This is a genomic window from Segnochrobactrum spirostomi, from assembly GCF_009600605.1.
Classification (GTDB): domain Bacteria; phylum Pseudomonadota; class Alphaproteobacteria; order Rhizobiales; family Segnochrobactraceae; genus Segnochrobactrum; species Segnochrobactrum spirostomi.
On sequence record NZ_VWNA01000001.1, the window covers coordinates 1,210,204 to 1,228,466 of the forward strand.

Here is an 18,263-nt window from a genome sequence, read left to right on the forward strand (position 1 = left end):
CATCCCGGATGGTCTGGGGGCGCTCAGAGCCGATAGCGGATCTGGTCGTCCCAGAAGCGGTCGAGACGCTGGAGGGCGGTCGTCATTTGCCGCAGGTCGGAGGCCCCGAACAGACCGACATCGCCGATGGTGCGCGCATTGCGCTCGTAGAGATTGCCGACGATGGCCGCGATCTCGCGCCCGCGCTCGGTGAGGCGGATGCGGATCGAGCGGCGGTCCCGGGTGCAGCGTTCCTGAACGATGTAGCCCGCCTCGGTGAGCTTGCGGACATTGTAGGAAACATTGGAGCCGAGATAATAACCGCGGCTCTTCAGTTCCCCCGCCGAAAGATCGGCGTCGCCGACATTGTAGAGCAGCACCGCCTGAACGGCGTTGACCTCGACGTGCTTCAGCCGCTCGAGCTCGTCCTTCACCACGTCGAGAAAGCGGCGGTGCACGCGCTCGACGAGCATCACCGCCTCGAGGAAGGCGGGCTTCAGATCGGTCTCCTTGGCGGCGCCGACCGCCTCAGCACCGATCATGCCGCTTCCGCTTTCGATCTGGTGAACTGCGTACATCTCTCGGCCTTCCTGTCGCGCACCGGATTATCGCCGGTCGTCGTTCGAGGAGACAGTGCCGGTCTTGAGTCTAAAGACGGCTTAAGGGGCAGGATGAATCTTTTCTGAATCACCCCGTCGCCGTGGATCGACTCAGCGGCGCGAACGCCGCGCGAGAATGCTCAAGATGACGTAGATGAATACAGAGAAGACATAGAAGGGAATGCGGAAGGGACGCTCGCCGAAGACGTCGGACAACGCCGAATGCGTGACGATCTGGCAGACGATCGTGAACACCCAGACGATCGGTCCCCATGGCGCCGTCAACCACAGGCCGACGGCGGTGACGAGGTTCAAGACGGCGTAGAGCACGATCGCCGACTGCCAGGTCAGGGGCATGTCCCAGAAATAGTGCATCCGCCACGGCACGAAGCCCGTGATGCGGGCCCAATAATAGAGGCCCATGGCGAACCACAGCGCGGCGTTGAGCCGGAGGTAGATCGTCAGGATCGACGGCCACGGCCATTGCAGGGCGGTGCCGATGAGGCCCCGCCATTCGATCTTCGGCTCCTTGGCCTCGACCGGCGGCGCCTTTTCGCGGCCGGGCGCGAGCCCGCCCGGGAGGCTCGCGAGCTTCGTCGCCGCCCGGCTCGCCTCCTTCGGCGCCTTGGCGGCCTTGGCGGCCTTGCCGCGAAGCTTCGTCTTCTTGGCGGCGCGCGGCGGCGCGGCCGGCGTCGGCTCGAACGGCTCCGGGGCGGCCGCGGCCCCGTCGAAATCCTCCGCCTCGAACGGTCCGTCGGCGGCATATTCCGGCTCGGAATAAGGCGACTCCGACGCGGCGGGCGCGGCCTGCCGCACTTCGGCCTCGGCTGGCATCCCGCGCCCCGGCACCGCCGCTTGCGGCTGCTGGGCGGGCGTCGGCGCGATAGAGGCCGCAGCCGAGGCCGATGCCGGCGGGGCCGACGCCGGGGCGGGCCGCGGGGCCGCGTCGGAGGGCCGCCCGGATGCGGGGAGCGAAGACGACGGCGCACCGGGGCGCGGCGTGCCGTCGGCCGGGCGGGACAGCACCGAGGCCGCCGCGATCTGCGCCCGCATGCGCTCGAGCCGCTCGCGCGCGCTCGCCTGGGCGGCGGCGAGTGCGGCCGACGGCGACGCCTCGGTCGCGGCCGGGCGCAAGCCGGACGGCGTCGCCGGGCGCGGCGCAGACGCACCCGCGTCATCGCGGGGCGGCGCGTCCTGCGCCGTCGGGCGGTCCGTCGGCTCGCTCATCGGCGCACTCGGTCCTTCAAGGTTCGGGTCGTCACGGACGATATGTCCGGCACGCACACTTCGGCGCGCGCATCACGCCACGCCGATTCGATCGGCTCAAGCGGATCATCGTTCCGGGCAAAGCGTGCGGGAATCATGGCGATGAATCATGGCAGAGCGAGGTCGCCGCCGGGCGGCACCGCGAAATGGGCCTCGATTTCCACCGGATCGACGTCCGCGAGCGCCGCCGGCTGCCAGCGCGGGGCGTTGTCGCGATCGACCAGCACCGCCCGGACGCCTTCGAAGAAATCGTGGTCGGCGAGGATGCGCCAGGCGATGCGGTGATCGAGCCGGATGCCGTCGTCGAAATCGAGGCTCCCCTGCCGGCGCAGATCCTCGAAGGTGACGCAGAGGCTCGTCGGCGAGCGGGCGCGGATCGTCTCCGCGGTCTCGCGCGCGAAGTCCGCGTGATCGCCCACCTCCGCGTCGAGCAGAGCGAGGCAGCCCGCCACGCTCTCTGCCGCGAACAGGCGGTCGATCGCCGCGGCGCGGGCCGCGATCGGCCCGGGCTCCGGCACGAAGGCGGCGGCGGCGAGCGTCGCCTCGATCGGAGCACCTGCGGTCAGGGCGTCGGCGATTTCCGGCAGGTCGGCCGTGCGCACGGCATGGGTGACGAGGCCCGCCCACAGGGCGTCGGCGAGGCCGAGCCGTCCGCCGGTCAGGCCGCAATAGAAGCCGACGCGGCTCGGCATGCGCGAGAGCACATGGCCGCCGCCGACGTCCGGAAAGAAGCCGATCGCGACCTCGGGCATGGCGAACACGAACTTCTCGGTCGCCACCCGGTGGCTGCCGTGCGCCGAGATGCCGACGCCGCCGCCCATGCAGATGCCGTCGACGAGGGCGATGAAGGGCTTCGGGAAATGCTTGATGCGGGCGTTGAGCCGGTATTCGTCGCTGAAGAAGGCGACCTGATCGGGGTGCGGCCCCGGCCCGAGCGCCCGGACCGCGCGGACGTCGCCGCCGGCGCAGAACGCCTTCTCGCTCGTCGAGCGGATGATGACCCGCGCGACGCCGGGATCGGCGGCCCACGCGGAGAGGGTCGCGTCCATCGCCCTCACCATCGCGTGAGTGAGAGCGTTGAGGGCCTTCGGCCGGTCGAGCCAGATGGTGCCCGTCGCGCCCTGCCGCTCGAAGCGAACCTCGTCGTTCATCGTGAAATCCCAGGCTGGAAGCCTCGCACGCCGCAGGCCGCGCTATGCCGCGCGGCCCCGCTCCCGGATTAAAAGGCCGCCGCGGGAGCGTCAACGCGGCGCATCCGCGACCTTGCCGCGCGTTGGGCCGCGGGGCCTGCGCGTGCTAGAAGGGCTGCGTCGCGCGCCCGCTCCGATGGCCCGTCCTCCGCCCTTGCCAGAACCCGCGTCGTAAGAACCCCGTGTCTTCGACCCGGCTTTGCGCACCGCGCCCAGGCGAGACCCGGCGCGTCGCCGACGCGGGGCCGCCACTCGGCCCCTTGGAGAGGCCCGGAAACAGGCCAAGGATCTGGAGCACGGTGATGACCGCCCACACGCCCTCGCACACCCCCTCGATTCCGGCCGATGGCCCCGGCACGGTCGCCGGCCAGATCGTCGGCGGCCGCCGGATGCGGCGCAACCGCCGCACCGATTGGCAGCGCCGGCTGGTGCGCGAGACCGCGCTCACCGTCGACGACCTGATCTGGCCGCTCTTCGTGGTCGAAGGCACCGGCGTGCGGCAGCCCGTCGCCTCGATGCCCGGCGTCCACCGTCTGTCGGTGGACTATGTGGCGGAGGCCGCCGCCGAGGCCGCCTCGCTCGGCATTCCGGCGATCGCCCTGTTCCCCTTCACCGATCCCGACTTGCGCGACGAGACCGCGAGCGAGGCCGTCAACGACGGCAACCTCGTCTGCCGCGCCACTCGGGCGATCAAGCACGCCGCGCCGGGGATCGGCATCATCACCGACGTCGCCCTCGATCCCTATACGAGCCATGGCCACGACGGCCTCCTCGCCGGCGACGAGATCGTCAACGACGCGACTGTCGAGCGGCTGATCGAGCAGACCCTGGTGCAGGCCGCCGCCGGCGCCGACGTCATCGCCCCTTCGGACATGATGGACGGCCGCATCGGCGCGATCCGTCAGGCCCTCGACGAGGCCGGCTACACCCACGTCCAGATCATGTCCTACGCGGCGAAGTACGCCTCCGCCTTCTACGGACCGTTCCGCGACGCGATCGGCTCCAACAAGACCCTGCGCGGCGACAAGCGCACCTATCAGATGGACCCCGGCAACACCGACGAGGCGCTGCGCGAGGCCGAACTCGACCTCGCCGAGGGCGCCGACATGCTGATGGTGAAGCCCGGCATGCCCTATCTCGACATCCTCTGGCGCGTCAGCCAGACCTTCGGCGTGCCGACCTTCGCCTATCAGGTGTCCGGCGAATACGCGATGATCCGCGGCGCCGCCGATCGCGGCTGGATCGACGGCGAACGGGCGATCCTCGAAAGCCTGCTCGCCTTCAAGCGGGCCGGCGCCGACGGCATCCTCACCTATTTCGCCCTCGACGTGGCGAAGCGCCAGAAGGCCGGCTGATGAACACCCACGCCCCGGCGGATGCCTTCGCCCTGCCGAGCCTCGCGGACATCCGCGCGGCGGCCGACCTCATCCGCGGCCAGGTCATCCGCACGCCGCTCCTGCCGGCCGCCCAGCTCTCCCGGCTGACCGGCGCCAAGGTCTTCGTGAAATACGAGAACCTCCAGGCGACCGGCGCCTTCAAGGAGCGCGGCGCGATCGTCAAGCTGATGTCGCTCGACGCGACGCAGCGGGCGCGGGGCGTGATCGCCATGTCGGCCGGCAACCATGCCCAGGCGGTCGCCTTTCACGGCGCTCGCCTCGGCGTGCCGGTGGTGATCGTGATGCCGGAGCCGACGCCCTACGTGAAGGTGGCGGCGACGCGGGGCTACGGTGCCCGGGTGGTGCTCGCCGGCGAGACGGTGGCCGAGGCGCAGATCGAGGCCGAGCGCATCGCCGCCGCCGAGGGCTTCACCTGGATCCACCCCTACGACGACACCCGGGTGGTCGCGGGCCAGGGCACCATCGGCCTCGAGATGATCGAGGACGCGCCGGACCTCGACACCATCGTCTGTCCGGTCGGCGGCGGCGGCCTGCTGTCCGGCCTCGCGATCGCCGCGAAGGCGCTGAAGCCCTCGGTGGAGATCATCGGCGTCGAGACCGAGCTCTATCCCTCCCTCGTCGCAGCGCTGAAGGGGACGACCGCCGAGTGCGGCGGCAACACGCTGGCCGAAGGCATCGCGGTCAAGAATGTCGGCCGCATTGCGGTGGCCGCCGCCCGCACCCTCGTCGACGACGTGGTGACGGTGCCCGAAAGCGCCATCGAGCGGGCGATCAACGCCTTCCTCACCTTGCAGAAGACCACCGCCGAGGGCGCCGGCGCGGCCGGGCTCGCCGCCCTATTCACAGATCCGGAGCGCTATCGCGGCCGCCGCGTCGGCCTGGTGCTGACCGGCGGCAATGTCGACGCCCGCATTCTCGCGGCGATCGTGGTGCGCGAACTGACCCGCGAGGAGCGCATCGTCTCGATCCGCATCCGCGTGCCGGACCGGCCGCGCATGCTCGCCGACCTCGCCGGCATCATCGGCGACCTCGGCGGCAACATCCTCGACGTCTCGCACCGCCGCTTCTTCCTCGACGTCCACGCCAAGGGGGCGCTGGTCGACATCACCGTCGAGACGCGCGACGCCGACCACGCCGGCGAAATCGTATCCGCCCTGAAAAGCCGCGGCTTCAGCGTGGTGCGCGTGCCGGTCGCCGAGGCGCGGTTGTGAGGGGCGACATGGAGCCCGCCCCCAAAGCCCTCACCGGCGCCGGGGTCCATTGAGCTCCGGTGCAAGCCCCTTAAGCGCCAGCGCCTTACGCCTCCAACGGTGCCAGCCGCGGCGATCGCTCACCGCGCACCCACCGCTCCGTCGCGAACATCCCCCTCTCCACGTCATCCGCGGGCTTGACCCGCGGATCCAGGAGCCCCGGACATGACGCGCTGACCATGGAGACCATCTCGCCCGCCGCCCCTGGGTTGCCGGTCCAAGGCCGGCAATGACGACGGTGAGGGAGGTGAGATGCGATATCTGCCGAAAGGTTCGCAGGAAGCACACTAGGGCCGTCGACGAACGCTCAGTCAGGGCGCGGCGCGGCCTTCAGCCACGCCGCCGTCCCTCACTCCGTCTCGCCGCCGCCCTCGTCGTCCTCGCCCTCGCCTTCGTCGCTGATGCGCTCGACGGAGACGACGCGGGCTTCGCCGCCGGTGTTGAAGACGGTCACGCCCTGCGTGGCGCGGCCAGCGATGCGGATGCCGTCGACCGGGCAGCGGATCAACTGCCCGCCATCCGTCACCAGCATGATTTGATCGCTGTCCTCGACCGGGAACGAGGCGACCAGACGGCCGTTGCGGTCGTTCACCGCCATCGCCGCGATGCCCTTGCCGCCGCGCCCGGTGATCCGGTAGCCGAACGACGAGGTGCGCTTGCCGAAGCCGCGCTCGGAGACGGTCAGGATGTACTGCTCCGCGGCGCCCATCGCGGCATAGCGCTCGGCGCCGAGCGCGACGTCGGCCGACGTCTCCTCGGCCTCGATCTCGCCCGCATCCTCGCCGTCGCCGGCAACGGCACGGCGCATCTTGAGATAGGCGGTGCGCTCGTCCGGCGTCGCATCAAAATGATGCAGGATCGAGAGCGAGATGATGCGGTCGTCGCCGCCGAGCGAGATGCCGCGCACGCCGACGGAATCGCGGCCCTTGAAGACGCGCACGTCGTCGACGGGGAAGCGGATGCACTGGCCGGCCGCGGTCGTCAGCAGCACGTCGTCGGCTTCGGTGCAGACCTGCACGTCGACGATGCCGTCACCCTCGTCGAGCTTCATCGCGATCTTGCCGTTGCGGTTGACCTGGATGAAGTCGGACAGCTTGTTGCGCCGCACCGTGCCGCGACGGGTCGCGAACATCACGTCGAGCTTGTCCCAGCTCTCCTCGTCCTCCGGCAAGGGCAGGATCGAGGTGACGACCTCGCCCTGGTCGAGCGGCAGGATGTTGACGAGCGCCTTGCCGCGGGCCTGTGGCGCCGCGAGCGGCAGGCGCCACACCTTCTCCTTGTAGACCTGGCCGAGCGAGGAGAAGAACAGGACCGGCGTATGCGTGTTCGCCACGAACAGGCGGGTGACGAAATCCTCTTCGCGGGTCGACATGCCGGCGCGGCCCTTGCCGCCGCGACGCTGCGCCCGGTAGGTCGCGAGCGGCACGCGCTTCACGTAGCCGGCGTGGCTCACGGTGACGACCATGTCCTCGCGCTGGATCAGATCCTCGTCGTCGAGGTCGGCGCCGCCGTCGAGGATCTCGGTCCGCCGCGGCGTCGCGAAATCGGCGCGGATCGCCGACAGCTCGTTCTTGACGATGCCCAGCACGCGGGCGCGCGAGCGCAGGATGTCGAGATAATCCTTGATCTCGACGGCGAGCTTCTCGAGCTCCTCGGCGATCTCGTCGCGGCCGAGCGCGGTGAGGCGCTGCAGCCGCAGATCGAGGATAGCGCGGGCCTGCTCTTCCGACAGCCGATAGGTGCCGTCCTCGGCGAGCGCGTGGCGCGGATCGTCGATGAGGGCGAGCAAGGGTGCCATGTCGTTCGCCGGCCAGGCGCGCGCCATCAGGCTCGCGCGGGCGGACGCCGGATCGGGCGCGGTGCGGATGAGGCGTATGACCTCGTCGATGTTGGCGACGGCGATGGCGAGGCCGACCAACACGTGGGCGCGGTCGCGCGCCTTGCCGAGCAGATATTTCGTCCGCCGGCCCACCACCTCTTCGCGGAAGGCGATGAAGGCGGTCAGCATGTCCTGGAGATTGAGGAGCTCCGGACGGCCGCCATTGAGCGCCACCATGTTGCAGCCGAACGTCGTCTGCAGCGGCGAGAAGCGGTAGAGTTGGTTGAGCACGACGTCGGCGACCGCATCGCGCTTCAGCTCGATGACGACGCGGGTGCCGTCGCGGTCGGATTCGTCGCGCAGGTCGGAAATGCCGTCGACGCGCTTGTCGCGCACCAGCTCGGCGATCTTCTCGACCATCGTCGCCTTGTTCACCTGATAGGGAATCTCGGTGATGATGAGCGCTTCGCGGTCCTTGCGGATGGTCTCGACGGCGACGCGGCCGCGCATCACGAGCGAACCGCGCCCGGTGAGATAGGCCTGACGGATTCCGGACCGCCCGAGGATAAGGCCCGCCGTGGGGAAATCGGGCCCCGGCACGATCTCCATCAGCCGCTCGAAGGAGAGCGCGGGATCGTCGATGAGGGCGACGCAAGCGTCGATGATCTCGCCGAGATTGTGCGGCGGGATATTGGTCGCCATGCCGACGGCGATGCCGCCGGCACCGTTGACGATGAGGTTCGGGAAGCGCGCCGGCATCACCGTCGGCTCGCGCTCGGAATTGTCGTAGTTGTCCTGGAAGTCGACGGTCGCCTTGTCGAGATCTTCGGTGAGGCTCTGGGCCACCTTTTCGAGGCGCACTTCGGTGTAGCGCATCGCCGCCGGGGGATCGCCGTCGACCGAGCCGAAATTGCCCTGGCCGTCGATCAGCGGCAGACGCATCGAGAACGGCTGCGCCATGCGCACCAGCGCGTCGTAGACCGATTGGTCGCCGTGCGGGTGATATTTACCGATGACGTCGCCGACCACGCGGGCCGACTTTCGATAGGGCTTGTTCCACTCGTAGCCCGTCTCGTACATCGAATAGAGGATGCGCCGGTGAACGGGCTTCAAGCCGTCGCGCACGTCGGGCAACGCCCGGCTCACGATCACGCTCATGGCGTAATCGAGATAGGAGCGCTTCATCTCGTCGGTGATGGAGACGGGGCGGACGTCGGAGGAATCTTCTACCGGCGTGGGCTTATCCGGATCGGCCAAGGGCTGGTTCCGTCAGTGGTTCGCAGTTGAGCCGGGTTATAGCCGATTCAGCCGTGGGGTCCAAATCCGCACCCCCTTCCCCGCACAACAATTCCTGTATATTTTCCAGTCACTTATCTTAAGCCGGCGAAACCGCTCTAATTCTTTGCGGCATTTGGGTGGCCGGGCGCGAGAAAAACGCCCGGACCGACCGTCGCCGGGGTGAGGTGGCGGCGTTGCTTTTTCCCCGCGAGCGGTCAACCTTCGCGGCAGCGAACGGAGATGCGGATGCCGTCGGTCGATCTTCTCAGCGCCTTCACGACCCTCTTCGTGATCGTCGATCCGATCGCGCTCGTGCCGATCTTCCTCGTCATGACCTCGTGGATGACGGTCGCCGAGAAGCGCAGCGTCGCGCTCTATTCCACCCTGGTCGCCGGCGCCATCCTGATCCTGTTCGCCGTCGCCGGTTCGGGCATTCTCAGCGTGCTCGGCATCACGCTGCCGGCCTTCCGCCTCGCCGGCGGCCTGCTCTTGTTTTGGATCGCCTTCGAGATGGTGTTCACGAAGCGCCAGGACCGCAAGGAGGCGGTCGTCGAGGAGAGCCTGAGGGCGCAGGAACTGCGCAACATCGCCGTCTTTCCCCTCGCCGTGCCGATGCTGTCGGGCCCCGGCGCCATTTCCGCGGCCGTCGTGCTCGCGACGGACTTCCACAGCCCCCTCGCCCGCTTGATCCTGATCGGCATCATCGTCGTGGTGATGGGGCTCACCCTCGCGGTGTTCTATGCCGCGGAACCGGTGGACCGCCTCATCGGGCAGACCGGGCGGCTCGTTTTCAGTCGGCTGTTCGGCGTGCTCCTCGCCGCGCTGGCCGTCCAGATCGCGGCCGACGGCGCCCGCGCGCTCCTCAATCCCTGACAACGCCCGCTCCACCCAATCATCCCAAAATTCGTCACGGACGCGACCGCGCGGCGCCGCTAAAGTGCGAGCCGAACGAACCGGCGGGGGCCGGGTCGCGGTTGAGACAAGACCGGGGCATCCTGATGAAAATGAAGCGTGAGATCGGGCTCGTCGGCCTGACCTTCATCGGCGTGAGCGGCGTCATCGGCTCGGGCTGGCTGTACGCGCCGCTTCAGGCAGTGCAACTCGCGGGGCCCGCCGCGGTCCTGTCCTGGGTCGTCGGCGGCGTCGCCATGTTCCTGCTCGCGCTCACCTTCGCCGAGGTCGCCGCCATGCTGCCCGTCACCGGCGGCCTCGGTCGGCTGCCCCAGTTCAGCCACGGCAAGACGGTCGCCATGGTGATGGGCTGGAGCGCCTGGGTCGGCTACAGCACCACGGGGCCGCTCGAGGTCGAGGCGACGCTGCGTTATCTCGGGCCGCATTTCCCGATGCTGCACGATCCGGGTTCGACCGATCTCTCGCCGCTCGGCGTCGCCATTGCCATCGCCCTCGTGCTGGTCTTCACCATCATCAACTATTACGGCGTGAAGTTCTTCACCCGCATCAATACGGGGCTCACCTGGGTCAAGCTCGTCATCCCGGTGTTCGTCATCGTGGTGCTCATGGCCACGAGCTTCGAGACGGCGAACTTCACCGCGGCAGGGGGCTTCGCGCCCCACGGCGTGCAGGGCATCTTCAGCGCGGTGTCGAGCGGCGGCGTCATCGTCTCCTATATCGGCTTCCGCCACACCATCGACCTCGCCGGCGAGACGCGCAATCCCGGCATCACGGTGCCGGTGGCGCTGCTCCTCTCGGTCTTCATCTGCTTCCTGGTTTATGGCGGGCTTCAGCTCGCCTTCATCGGTGCGCTGCGTCCCGCGGATCTGGTGAACGGGTGGGATCAGCTCAGCCTGCCGGGAGCCTTCGGTGCGATTGGTGCGGTCGCCTCGGGGCTCGGGCTCGTGTGGGTCGCGCGGCTCGTCAATCTGGGGGCGATCGTCGGTCCGTTCGGCGGCGCGCTCGTCTCGGTCGGCTCGAATGCGCGTCTGTCCTACGCACTCGGCGAGAACGGCTTCTTTCCGCGCCGCATCGCCACCCTGTCGGATCGCGGCGTGCCTGCCATGGCACTCTTGTTCAATCTCGTCGTCGCGATCTTGATGTTCCTGTTCCTCCCCTTCGAGGAGATCATGCAGATCTGCGGTGCGGCGGTGACGCTGTCGTTCGCCGTCGGGCCGGTGGTGCTGCTCGGACTGCGCCGGATCGATCCGGATCGCCCGCGCCCGTTCCGTGTGCCGGCGGGCACGGCGATCGCCATGGTCGCCTTCGCGATCGCGACCCTCGTCATCTATTGGGGTGGCTGGGACACGGTTTGGCGGCTCGGCGCCTGCCTGCTCGTCGGCCTCGCGCTGTTCCTCGCGCGCGGGCTGAAACATGGGCTGCACGACCTCGATCTCCCCCAAGCCTGGTGGCTCGTGCCCTATTGCGCGGGGATCGGCCTCGCCTCCTATTGCGGCTCCTATGGCGGTATCGGCCTGTTGCCGCGTGGCGTCGATACGGTGCTGTTGATCGCCTTCTCGATCGTCATCCTGTTCGCCGCCGCAAGCCGCCCGGTGAGCCGCAAGACCTACGAGGGCTATCTCGCGACCGATACCACGGCGCTCCAGAGCGCCGGCCACTGACGGGACGCGTCTTCTGCGGGCCATGACACAGGTCCTCCTGGCCGGTGAGCCCACACCGGCCCGGCGTCGCCGACGGGCGGCCCCATCGTTCATGTCTCGGCGGAGCACACCGGCTGCGGCTCGGCCCACATCCGCCTGAAAGCGAGGCACCCTCCATGAAAATGAAGCGTGAGATCGGGCTCATCGGCCTGACCTTCGTCGGCGTCAGCGGCGTGATAGGCTCGGGATGGCTGTTCATCCCGCTTCAGGCAGCGCAGATCGCCGGGCCCGCGGCGGTGGTGGCGTGGGCGATCGGCAGCCTCGCGATGCTGCTCCTCGCGCTCACCTTCGCCGAAGTCTCCGCCATGCTCCCGGTCGCCGGCGGCCTCGGCCGGTTGCCCCAGTTCAGCCACGGCAAGACGGTCGCCATGGTGATGGGCTGGAGCGCCTGGGTCGGCTACAACACCATCGCCCCGTTCGAGGTCGATGCGACGCTGCATTATCTGAGCCCGCACTTTCCCGTGCTCCGGGGCGGCGGCACGGGCGACCTCTCGCCGCTCGGCACCGCGATCGCCCTCGGCCTCCTCGCCCTCTACACCGGCCTCAACTTCTACGGCGTCAAGCTGTTCGCCCGCATCAACACCGGCCTGACCTGGATCAAGATCATCGTTCCCGTCATCGTCGTCGTGGTGCTGTTGTCGACGAGCTTCGAGCCGGCGAACTTCACCGCCGCGGGCGGCTTCGCGCCCTATGGCGTCACCGGCATCTTCAGCGCGGTGTCGGCCGGCGGCGTCGCCGCCTGCTGCATCGGCTTCCGCCACACCATCGACCTCGCCGGCGAGACGCGCAATCCGGGCGTCACCGTTCCGGCCGCGCTGCTGCTCTCCGTCCTCATTTGCTTCCTGATCTATAGCGGGCTCCAGATCGCCTTCGTCGGAGCGCTGCGTCCGGCCGATCTCGCCAACGGCTGGGCCAACCTCAGCCTGCCCGGCACCTTCGGGGCGATCGGCGCGGTCGCCGCCGGCGCCGGAATCGTCTGGCTCGCCCGCGTCGTTAATCTCGGGGCGATCGCCGGCCCGTTCGGCTGCGCGTTCGTCTCGGTCGGCTCGAACGCGCGCCTGTCCTATGCGCTCGGCGAGAACGGCTTCTTCCCGAGCCCCATCGCCACCCTGTCCGACCGCGGCGTGCCGGCGGCGGCGCTGCTCCTCAACCTCGCCGTCTCGATCGCGATGTTCCTGTTCATCCCGTTCGAGGAGATGCTCCAGATCTGCGGCGCGGCGGTCACCTTGTCGTTCGCGGTCGGGCCGGTCGTCCTGCTCGGCCTGCGCCGGATCGATCCGCAGCGCCCCCGTCCGTTCCGCGTGCCAGGCGCCCCGGCGATCGCCGCGGCCGCCTTCGTCATCGCGACCCTGATCATCTATTGGGGAGGCTGGGACACGGTGTGGCGGCTCGGGGCGTACCTTCTCGTCGGGCTCGTCCTGTTCTTCGCCCGTGGCATGCGGCACGGCTTGAAGGGGCTCGACCTCGCCCAGGCCTGGTGGCTGATCCCCTATTTCGCCGGGATCGGCCTCGCCTCCTATTGCAGTTCCTATGGCGGCATCGGGTTGCTGCCCCGAGGCGTCGATACGCTGTTGCTCGCCGTTTTCGCGCTTCTGATCCTCGCCGCCGCCGTGCGCCGCCCGGTCAGCCGCGAGACTTACGAGCGTTATCTCGCGACCGACGAGGCCGCGATCGCGAGCGGCACCGCCGGCGGTCATTGAGCGGTAGGGGAAGGGCGGGACGGTGGGAGGGGGTGTGGCGGTGGAGGCTATGAGCCAGACCGCGGCGCTATGCGCTCACCGGCCCCAATACCATCTGCAAGGGACCAGCCTTCCCTTCGCCCCGCTTGCGGGGAGAAGGTGGCGCGAAGCGCCGGATGAGGGGCCTTCGAAGGCTATTGTCGCCAGAAATCGTTCAATGAATGAAGGGGTTTAAGCCCCTCATCCGCCCCTCCGGGGCACCTTCTCCCCGGCAGGGAGAAGGACACGGCGACGCTGTGGTCCGACACGGACACAGCGATGTCTCGTGTCGTCGAAACGCCGGCCCAAAGGCCGGCGCAACTGCGGCCGAAGCCCCGGCGGATGCGGAGGCCGCCTCGAGCGAGGCCCGCCGCAGCCCAGCCTATCCTCGCCGCCAGGATCGACCCGCTCCGACGCCTCAGAACGGGATTTCGTCGTCGAGGTCGCGGGAATAGCTCTCGCGGGGCGCGCCGCCGCCGCCGCCACCACCGCCACCGCCAGATGCACCGCCGGCGCTGCGGCCGCCCCGCTCGGTGCCGAAATCGGCGCCGCCGCGGTCCATCGGAGACGAGCGGCCGAAATCGCCGCCGCCAGCGCCGCCGATCCGCTCGCCGCCACCCTCACCGCGCCCGTCGAGCATGGTGAGCGTGGAATTGAACCCCTGCAGAACAATCTCGGTGGTGTAGCGCTTCTGGCCCGACTGGTCGTCCCACTCGCGGGTCTGGAGCTGGCCTTCGAGATAGACCTTGGAGCCCTTCTTGAGGAACTGCTCGGCGACCTTGCAGAGACCCTCGTTGAAGATCACCACCGTGTGCCACTCGGTCTTCTCGCGCCGCTCGTTGGTGTTGCGGTCGCGCCAGGTCTCGGAGGTCGCGATGCGCAGCCGCGCGATCGGGCGACCGTCCTGGGTGCGGCGGATTTCCGGATCGGCCCCGAGATTTCCGACGAGGATCACCTTGTTGACGCTGCCGGCCATGGTCGAAGTCTCCCGAAATGAAGCTGGCGCGGGCGCAAGGCCCCGCACCGATCGCGGCCGGCCCCGTCGGCCGGCCCGCGGCAGGCCGCACCGGCGGCCGCGAAGGCGAGAACATTAACCACCTTTGCCCGTTCCGCCCACACATGGGCCGCGCCGCGGCGGACGCAAGCGCAGGCGTCCACAGGATTCGGCCCCGCGTCCCGGGGCCGCCCCCCCGACATCCGGGCCGCGAAGGCGCCGAGCGCATCGCCGCCGGCCGCAGCCGAGCGCCGTTAGGGCCACGCCACATCCCTCGGCATCATCGCCAATGTTCTTTTTTTGTTCTTGCACAAGCCGCGCCGCGGGGCAAGACCCCCGCTGCGCGTCGGGCGCTCAGGCGAGGAGGTTGGCGAGCACGATTTCCCGCCAGATCCGCGTCGGCGTGATCCAGGCGTCGAAGGCGTTGTAGCGGCTGGAGAAGATCGTGACGGCGAGTTCGCGGGAGGGCAGCAGAAAAAGCCGCTGGCCACCGTTGCCGAAGCCGGCCGCCCAACGCTCGCCGGGACGCGCCACGCCGGGGCCGGGATCGGGGCCGACGGGACCTTCGCCGAGCCACCATTGCAGGCCGTAATCGAGGCCGTCCCCGGTCGAGACGGCGGGGCGGAACGAGGCCGCGAGCCAATCCGCGGGCACGATCTGCCGTCCCGCGAGGCTGCCGCCTCCCGCGAGGAGCGCGCCGAGGCGGGCGAGGCCGTGGGGCGTCAGCCGCAGGCCCGAGGCGGCGGAGGGCGTGCCGTCGGTGCCGCACGACCATTCGAAGGCGCCGAGGCCGGCCGGCTCGAACAGCACCTCGCGGGCGAAGTCCGGCAGCGAGCGGCCGGTGCCGCGGGCGATCAGCGCACCGATCAGCGCCGAGGCCCCGCCGCAATAGACCCAGCGTGCGCCCGGAGCGTCGACGATCGGGCGCGACAGCACGAAACGAAAGCGATCGTCCGCCAGCTCCATCGCGATCTCGCTGTTGAGCGGGTCGGTATAGGGCCGCTCCTCGTCCCATTCGATCCCGAGCGTCATGGTCAGCGCATGCCGGACCGTCCACGCCGCCCGCGCCGGGTCGGCGGCGAGGTCGCCATAATCGGGGAACGCGGCGAGCAGCGGCGCGTCCGGCGGCGGCACCAGCCCGCGGGCGAGCGCGATGCCGTAGAGAAGGCTCACGACGCTCTTCGTCACCGAGCGCAGATCGTGCAGCACGTCGGGGCCGAACGAGACCCGCCCGAGCGGTCGGCCCCAGCATTCGTCGGCGGCCTCTTCATAATGCTCGAGCACGAGCCGCCCGGCGCGCACGACGACGACCGCGTGAAGGCTGTGCAGCAATCCCGAGCGAATCCCCGCCCCGAAGCGGGCGGCGAGATCCGGGGCGAAGCCGGCCTCCTGCGGCGCGACCGGCGGGAGCGGGCGAATCAAGGCGGCGGTCATCGGCAGTTCCTCGGACGGCACCCGCGTGCCGGAGCACCCCTAGTGGGCGGTGAAGATCGGCAGGCTGGCCTTGGCGAAGATCGTCCGGGTGGTGCCGCCGAGCATCGCCTCCATGATCGCGCCATGGCGGAACGCGCCCATGACGAGGGCGTCGGCGCCCCACTCCCCGATCGCCTTCAGGATCTCGTCGCCGACATCGCCGTCGCCCGGCGGCAGCAGGGTCGTGTCGGCCTTCACGCCGAGATCGCGGAGAACGTGGTGGCATTCCTCGCAGCGCGCCACCTCGACGCTCGGGGCGACGGCGAACACCCGCACTTCGTCGGCCGCACGCAGCCAGGGCCCGGCGCCGACCAGGGCGCGGTGGGCTTGCGGCGTCGATTTCCAGGCGATGGCGATCTTGCGGGCGAGCGGCGCGCCGCCCGTTCGCACCCAATCGGGCGGCACGAGCAACGGGCGCTCGGCATGGAAGATCGCGGCATGGACCGCGTCGTGGGCACTGATGTCGTGCGGACGCGCGAGGATCAGGAGATCGGCGGACGGCGCTTCGGCGACGAGCACGGCGCCCTCGTCCCCCGCCCGCTCGCGCCAGGTCACCTGGGCATGATGCTCTTCGGCGATGCCGGCGAGCCAATCGTCGTAGACCGCATGGACGGCCTCGGTGCGCGCCTGCGGGGTGCCCTCGAAATGATCGCGCAGGCGCTGGATCGCCGCCTCTTCCGCCGATTCGCCGGTCCCGCGCGGGTCCTCGGTGATGCACAGCGCCTCGATGGTCGTGGCGGGATCGACCGAGGCAGCCGCGGCGGCGGCTTCGAGGCACGCGCGGGCGGTACCCGGCTCGGCGAGAACGGCGAGAATGCGCAGGGCCATAGGGCGTCCTTGGAGATCCGTCTCGGAAGACCATCCCGCCGAGCGCAGCCGTGGCCCGCGGGACGCCGGCCTCCGAGGCGGAGACAGTGGAGCCAAGGGGCGGCGCGGCCCACTATGAAAGGGGGCCGAAGGTGTCAAGCGCGCCGGCCGATGCGTGGGGTGTCGATCATGGCAGGTGGGTCGCCGCCAAGGGGTGGCGGGCATGATGCAATGGCGGGCACGAGGGGATTTCGCGGACGACGAGAGCCCAGGCCGCGGAGATGCGAGCGCCAAAAGGACGCTGCCAAGCCCTCTCCATCGTCATCCGCGGGCTGGTCCCGCGGACCCAGGGGCCACGAACGCGGGGTCTGCCGCCCCTGGATCCCGCCACAAGGGCGGGGATGACGACGGAGAGCAAGGGGTCCGCCGCCAAAGCGTTGGGCCTCGGGGATTGGGGCGCAAACGCGCGATCACGGTCCGGGAACCGGTCACGATCGCATGGCGGGAAAAGGAGAAAGGTGCGGGGCGCGCTGGAGGCGACGGCCGGAATCGAACCGGCGTACACGGATTTGCAGTCCGCTGCGTAACCACTCCGCCACGTCGCCCCGCGATCGGATCACTAAAGGGTCGCGGCCGGTTGGGCAAGCCCGACGGTGCGCTCCGTCCACGGCTTCGCGCACGAGCGCGTGCATAGGAGATATGGAGGAAGGCAGCGATATGATCGCCATATCCAACAGATACCGCCTCGTAGCTCCAGCCCTGGGGAGAGGACGAGCGATCCGCACCGCGCACCTGAGCAGCCGGCACGTCGCTCTCCATCGTCATCCCCGCCGTTGTGGCGGGGACCCAAGGGCAGCAGACCTTGCGTTCGCGGCCCCTGGGTCCGCGGGACGAGCCCGCGGATGACCATGGAGAGAGCGGGATGGAAGCCCCTGCCGAGCACGGTGCGTCGTGCAGGAGCGCTCCCCATAGCGCGCGCCCCTCCCCCCGACGCCTTGCGGTCGGAACAGCCCTCGCGCATCGTGAGCCCGGTTCATCAAGCCGGGGGTCCCACCATGCGTCTCGCCACGTCCGCCGTCGCCGTTCTCGTCACCGCGCTCGCCGTCGCGGGCACGCCCGCCGCCGCGAAGGATACTTCGCGAAAGAGCGCTTGGCCGAACCTGATCGGCACCTGGGTCGGCAAGAGCCGGGCGATCGTCACCACCAACACCGGCCATTACGGCAATGCCGGCACCGGCGACGAGCCGCGCTTCGCTTCGGCCGAGCTCGTCATCGAGATCACCAAAGAGGATCAGGGCCGCTATATCGGCACGATCACTTCGCCGGGCGACACGGAGGTCAAGCTGATGGTCGTCGGCTCCGACCGAAAGACCCTGCGCACCACCGACAAGGACGGCACCTCGGTCGGCTCCATCCTCGGCCCGAACGCGTTCGAGCTCTGCTACGCCCAGAACAATCCCTCGACCGTCTCCTGCGTCACCTTCCACCGCCGCCGCTGATCGGGCGCCGCCCCGCTTCGACGCACCGCACACGCTTACCCGAGAGTGGAAGCGAGCGCCGCCCTCCCGTCTCCCCGCCCGGGGAGAAGGTCCCCCGAAGGGGCGGATGAGGGGACTTTTCTTATTTCTTCGTAGAGACTTATTGGATGAGGGAGGCAGCCCCTCATCCTGCGCGCGGCGCCACCTTCTCCCCGCCAGCGGGGAGAAGGAATCCCTGTGATCTCCTGCAATCGCCCGTCCATTTGCCGCCGCGCTGCAGCACGCCGCGGGGCCATAGGCTGCGCTCACCCAGGCGTCTCTGGTGCGGGTCAATGTTGCACTACGGAAACAGTCTGTAACGAATGGTTGCACAACTCGCGTCATGCGATTGACGAGACGCAGC

13 protein-coding genes and 1 tRNA gene are annotated in these 18,263 nt (G+C 69.4%); 6 read left to right on the top strand and 8 right to left on the bottom strand.

Translation table 11 applies throughout. From position 1 onward, the window contains the following. Positions 1-23: 23 nt before the first annotated feature. The 3 genes from F0357_RS05405 to F0357_RS05415 all read right to left on the bottom strand — a co-directional run bounded on the left by F0357_RS05405 (position 24) and on the right by F0357_RS05415 (position 2,995). Positions 24-557 (bottom strand): MarR family winged helix-turn-helix transcriptional regulator, encoded by a 534-nt coding sequence (locus F0357_RS05405; protein ID WP_312861461.1) that lies wholly within the window; start codon positions 555-557, stop codon positions 24-26. A gap of 132 nt (positions 558-689) precedes the next feature. Then, a complete protein-coding gene (locus F0357_RS24085; protein WP_208948229.1) occupies positions 690-1,805 on the bottom strand; it encodes a DUF6163 family protein in 1,116 nt (371 codons plus the stop codon). 146 nt (positions 1,806-1,951) lie between these two features. Next, positions 1,952-2,995 (bottom strand): enoyl-CoA hydratase/isomerase family protein, encoded by a 1,044-nt coding sequence (locus tag F0357_RS05415; RefSeq protein ID WP_153479433.1) that lies wholly within the window; start codon positions 2,993-2,995, stop codon positions 1,952-1,954. Between the two features lie 341 nt (positions 2,996-3,336). Here F0357_RS05415 and hemB point away from each other — a divergent pair, with 341 nt between their 5' ends. Both hemB and F0357_RS05425 read left to right on the top strand, forming a co-directional pair. Beyond that, positions 3,337-4,389 carry a porphobilinogen synthase gene (gene hemB / locus F0357_RS05420; RefSeq protein WP_153479434.1) on the top strand — a complete coding sequence of 351 codons (1,053 nt, stop codon included), beginning with the start codon at positions 3,337-3,339 and terminating at the stop codon, positions 4,387-4,389. Next, positions 4,389-5,642: a threonine ammonia-lyase gene (locus F0357_RS05425; RefSeq protein WP_153479435.1), complete on the top strand. Its 1,254-nt coding sequence runs from the start codon at positions 4,389-4,391 to the stop codon at positions 5,640-5,642. Before hemB ends, F0357_RS05425 begins: the two co-directional genes overlap by 1 nt. A 388-nt stretch (positions 5,643-6,030) precedes the next feature. Here F0357_RS05425 and gyrA read toward each other — a convergent pair whose 3' ends face one another. Continuing rightward, a complete protein-coding gene (gene gyrA, locus F0357_RS05430) occupies positions 6,031-8,757 on the bottom strand; it encodes a DNA gyrase subunit A (protein WP_153479436.1) in 2,727 nt (908 codons plus the stop codon). A 267-nt stretch (positions 8,758-9,024) separates the two neighbouring features. Between gyrA and F0357_RS05435 the strand changes: the two genes are divergently transcribed. The 3 genes from F0357_RS05435 (at position 9,025) to F0357_RS05445 (ending at position 13,090) form a co-directional block, all read left to right on the top strand. Then, positions 9,025-9,651, top strand: a complete 627-nt coding sequence (locus F0357_RS05435; protein WP_153479437.1) for a MarC family protein — start codon at positions 9,025-9,027, stop codon at positions 9,649-9,651. Between the two features lie 125 nt (positions 9,652-9,776). After that, positions 9,777-11,351, top strand: coding sequence for an APC family permease (locus F0357_RS05440; RefSeq protein WP_246161365.1), 1,575 nt, complete (start codon positions 9,777-9,779; stop codon positions 11,349-11,351). Positions 11,352-11,506: 155 nt separating this feature from the next. Further along, positions 11,507-13,090 (top strand): APC family permease, encoded by a 1,584-nt coding sequence (locus tag F0357_RS05445; RefSeq protein WP_246161367.1) that lies wholly within the window; start codon positions 11,507-11,509, stop codon positions 13,088-13,090. A 436-nt stretch (positions 13,091-13,526) separates the two neighbouring features. Here F0357_RS05445 and F0357_RS05450 read toward each other — a convergent pair whose 3' ends face one another. The 4 genes from F0357_RS05450 to F0357_RS05465 form a co-directional block, all read right to left on the bottom strand. Further along, the gene (locus tag F0357_RS05450) at positions 13,527-14,084 is read right to left on the bottom strand and encodes a single-stranded DNA-binding protein (RefSeq protein ID WP_153479438.1); all 558 of its coding nucleotides are present in this window, start codon (positions 14,082-14,084) and stop codon (positions 13,527-13,529) included. Between the two features lie 372 nt (positions 14,085-14,456). Continuing rightward, positions 14,457-15,536: a serine hydrolase domain-containing protein gene (locus F0357_RS05455; RefSeq protein WP_153479439.1), complete on the bottom strand. Its 1,080-nt coding sequence runs from the start codon at positions 15,534-15,536 to the stop codon at positions 14,457-14,459. Positions 15,537-15,575: 39 nt separating this feature from the next. Next, positions 15,576-16,403: a universal stress protein gene (locus F0357_RS05460; RefSeq protein ID WP_208948230.1), complete on the bottom strand. Its 828-nt coding sequence runs from the start codon at positions 16,401-16,403 to the stop codon at positions 15,576-15,578. A gap of 510 nt (positions 16,404-16,913) precedes the next feature. After that, positions 16,914-16,987: transfer RNA gene (locus F0357_RS05465), tRNA-Cys, on the bottom strand. A gap of 450 nt (positions 16,988-17,437) precedes the next feature. On the opposite strand from F0357_RS05465, the gene F0357_RS05470 reads away from it, so the two are divergent. Beyond that, the gene (locus tag F0357_RS05470) at positions 17,438-17,881 is read left to right on the top strand and encodes a hypothetical protein (RefSeq protein ID WP_153479441.1); all 444 of its coding nucleotides are present in this window, start codon (positions 17,438-17,440) and stop codon (positions 17,879-17,881) included. Positions 17,882-18,263 lie beyond the last annotated feature (382 nt).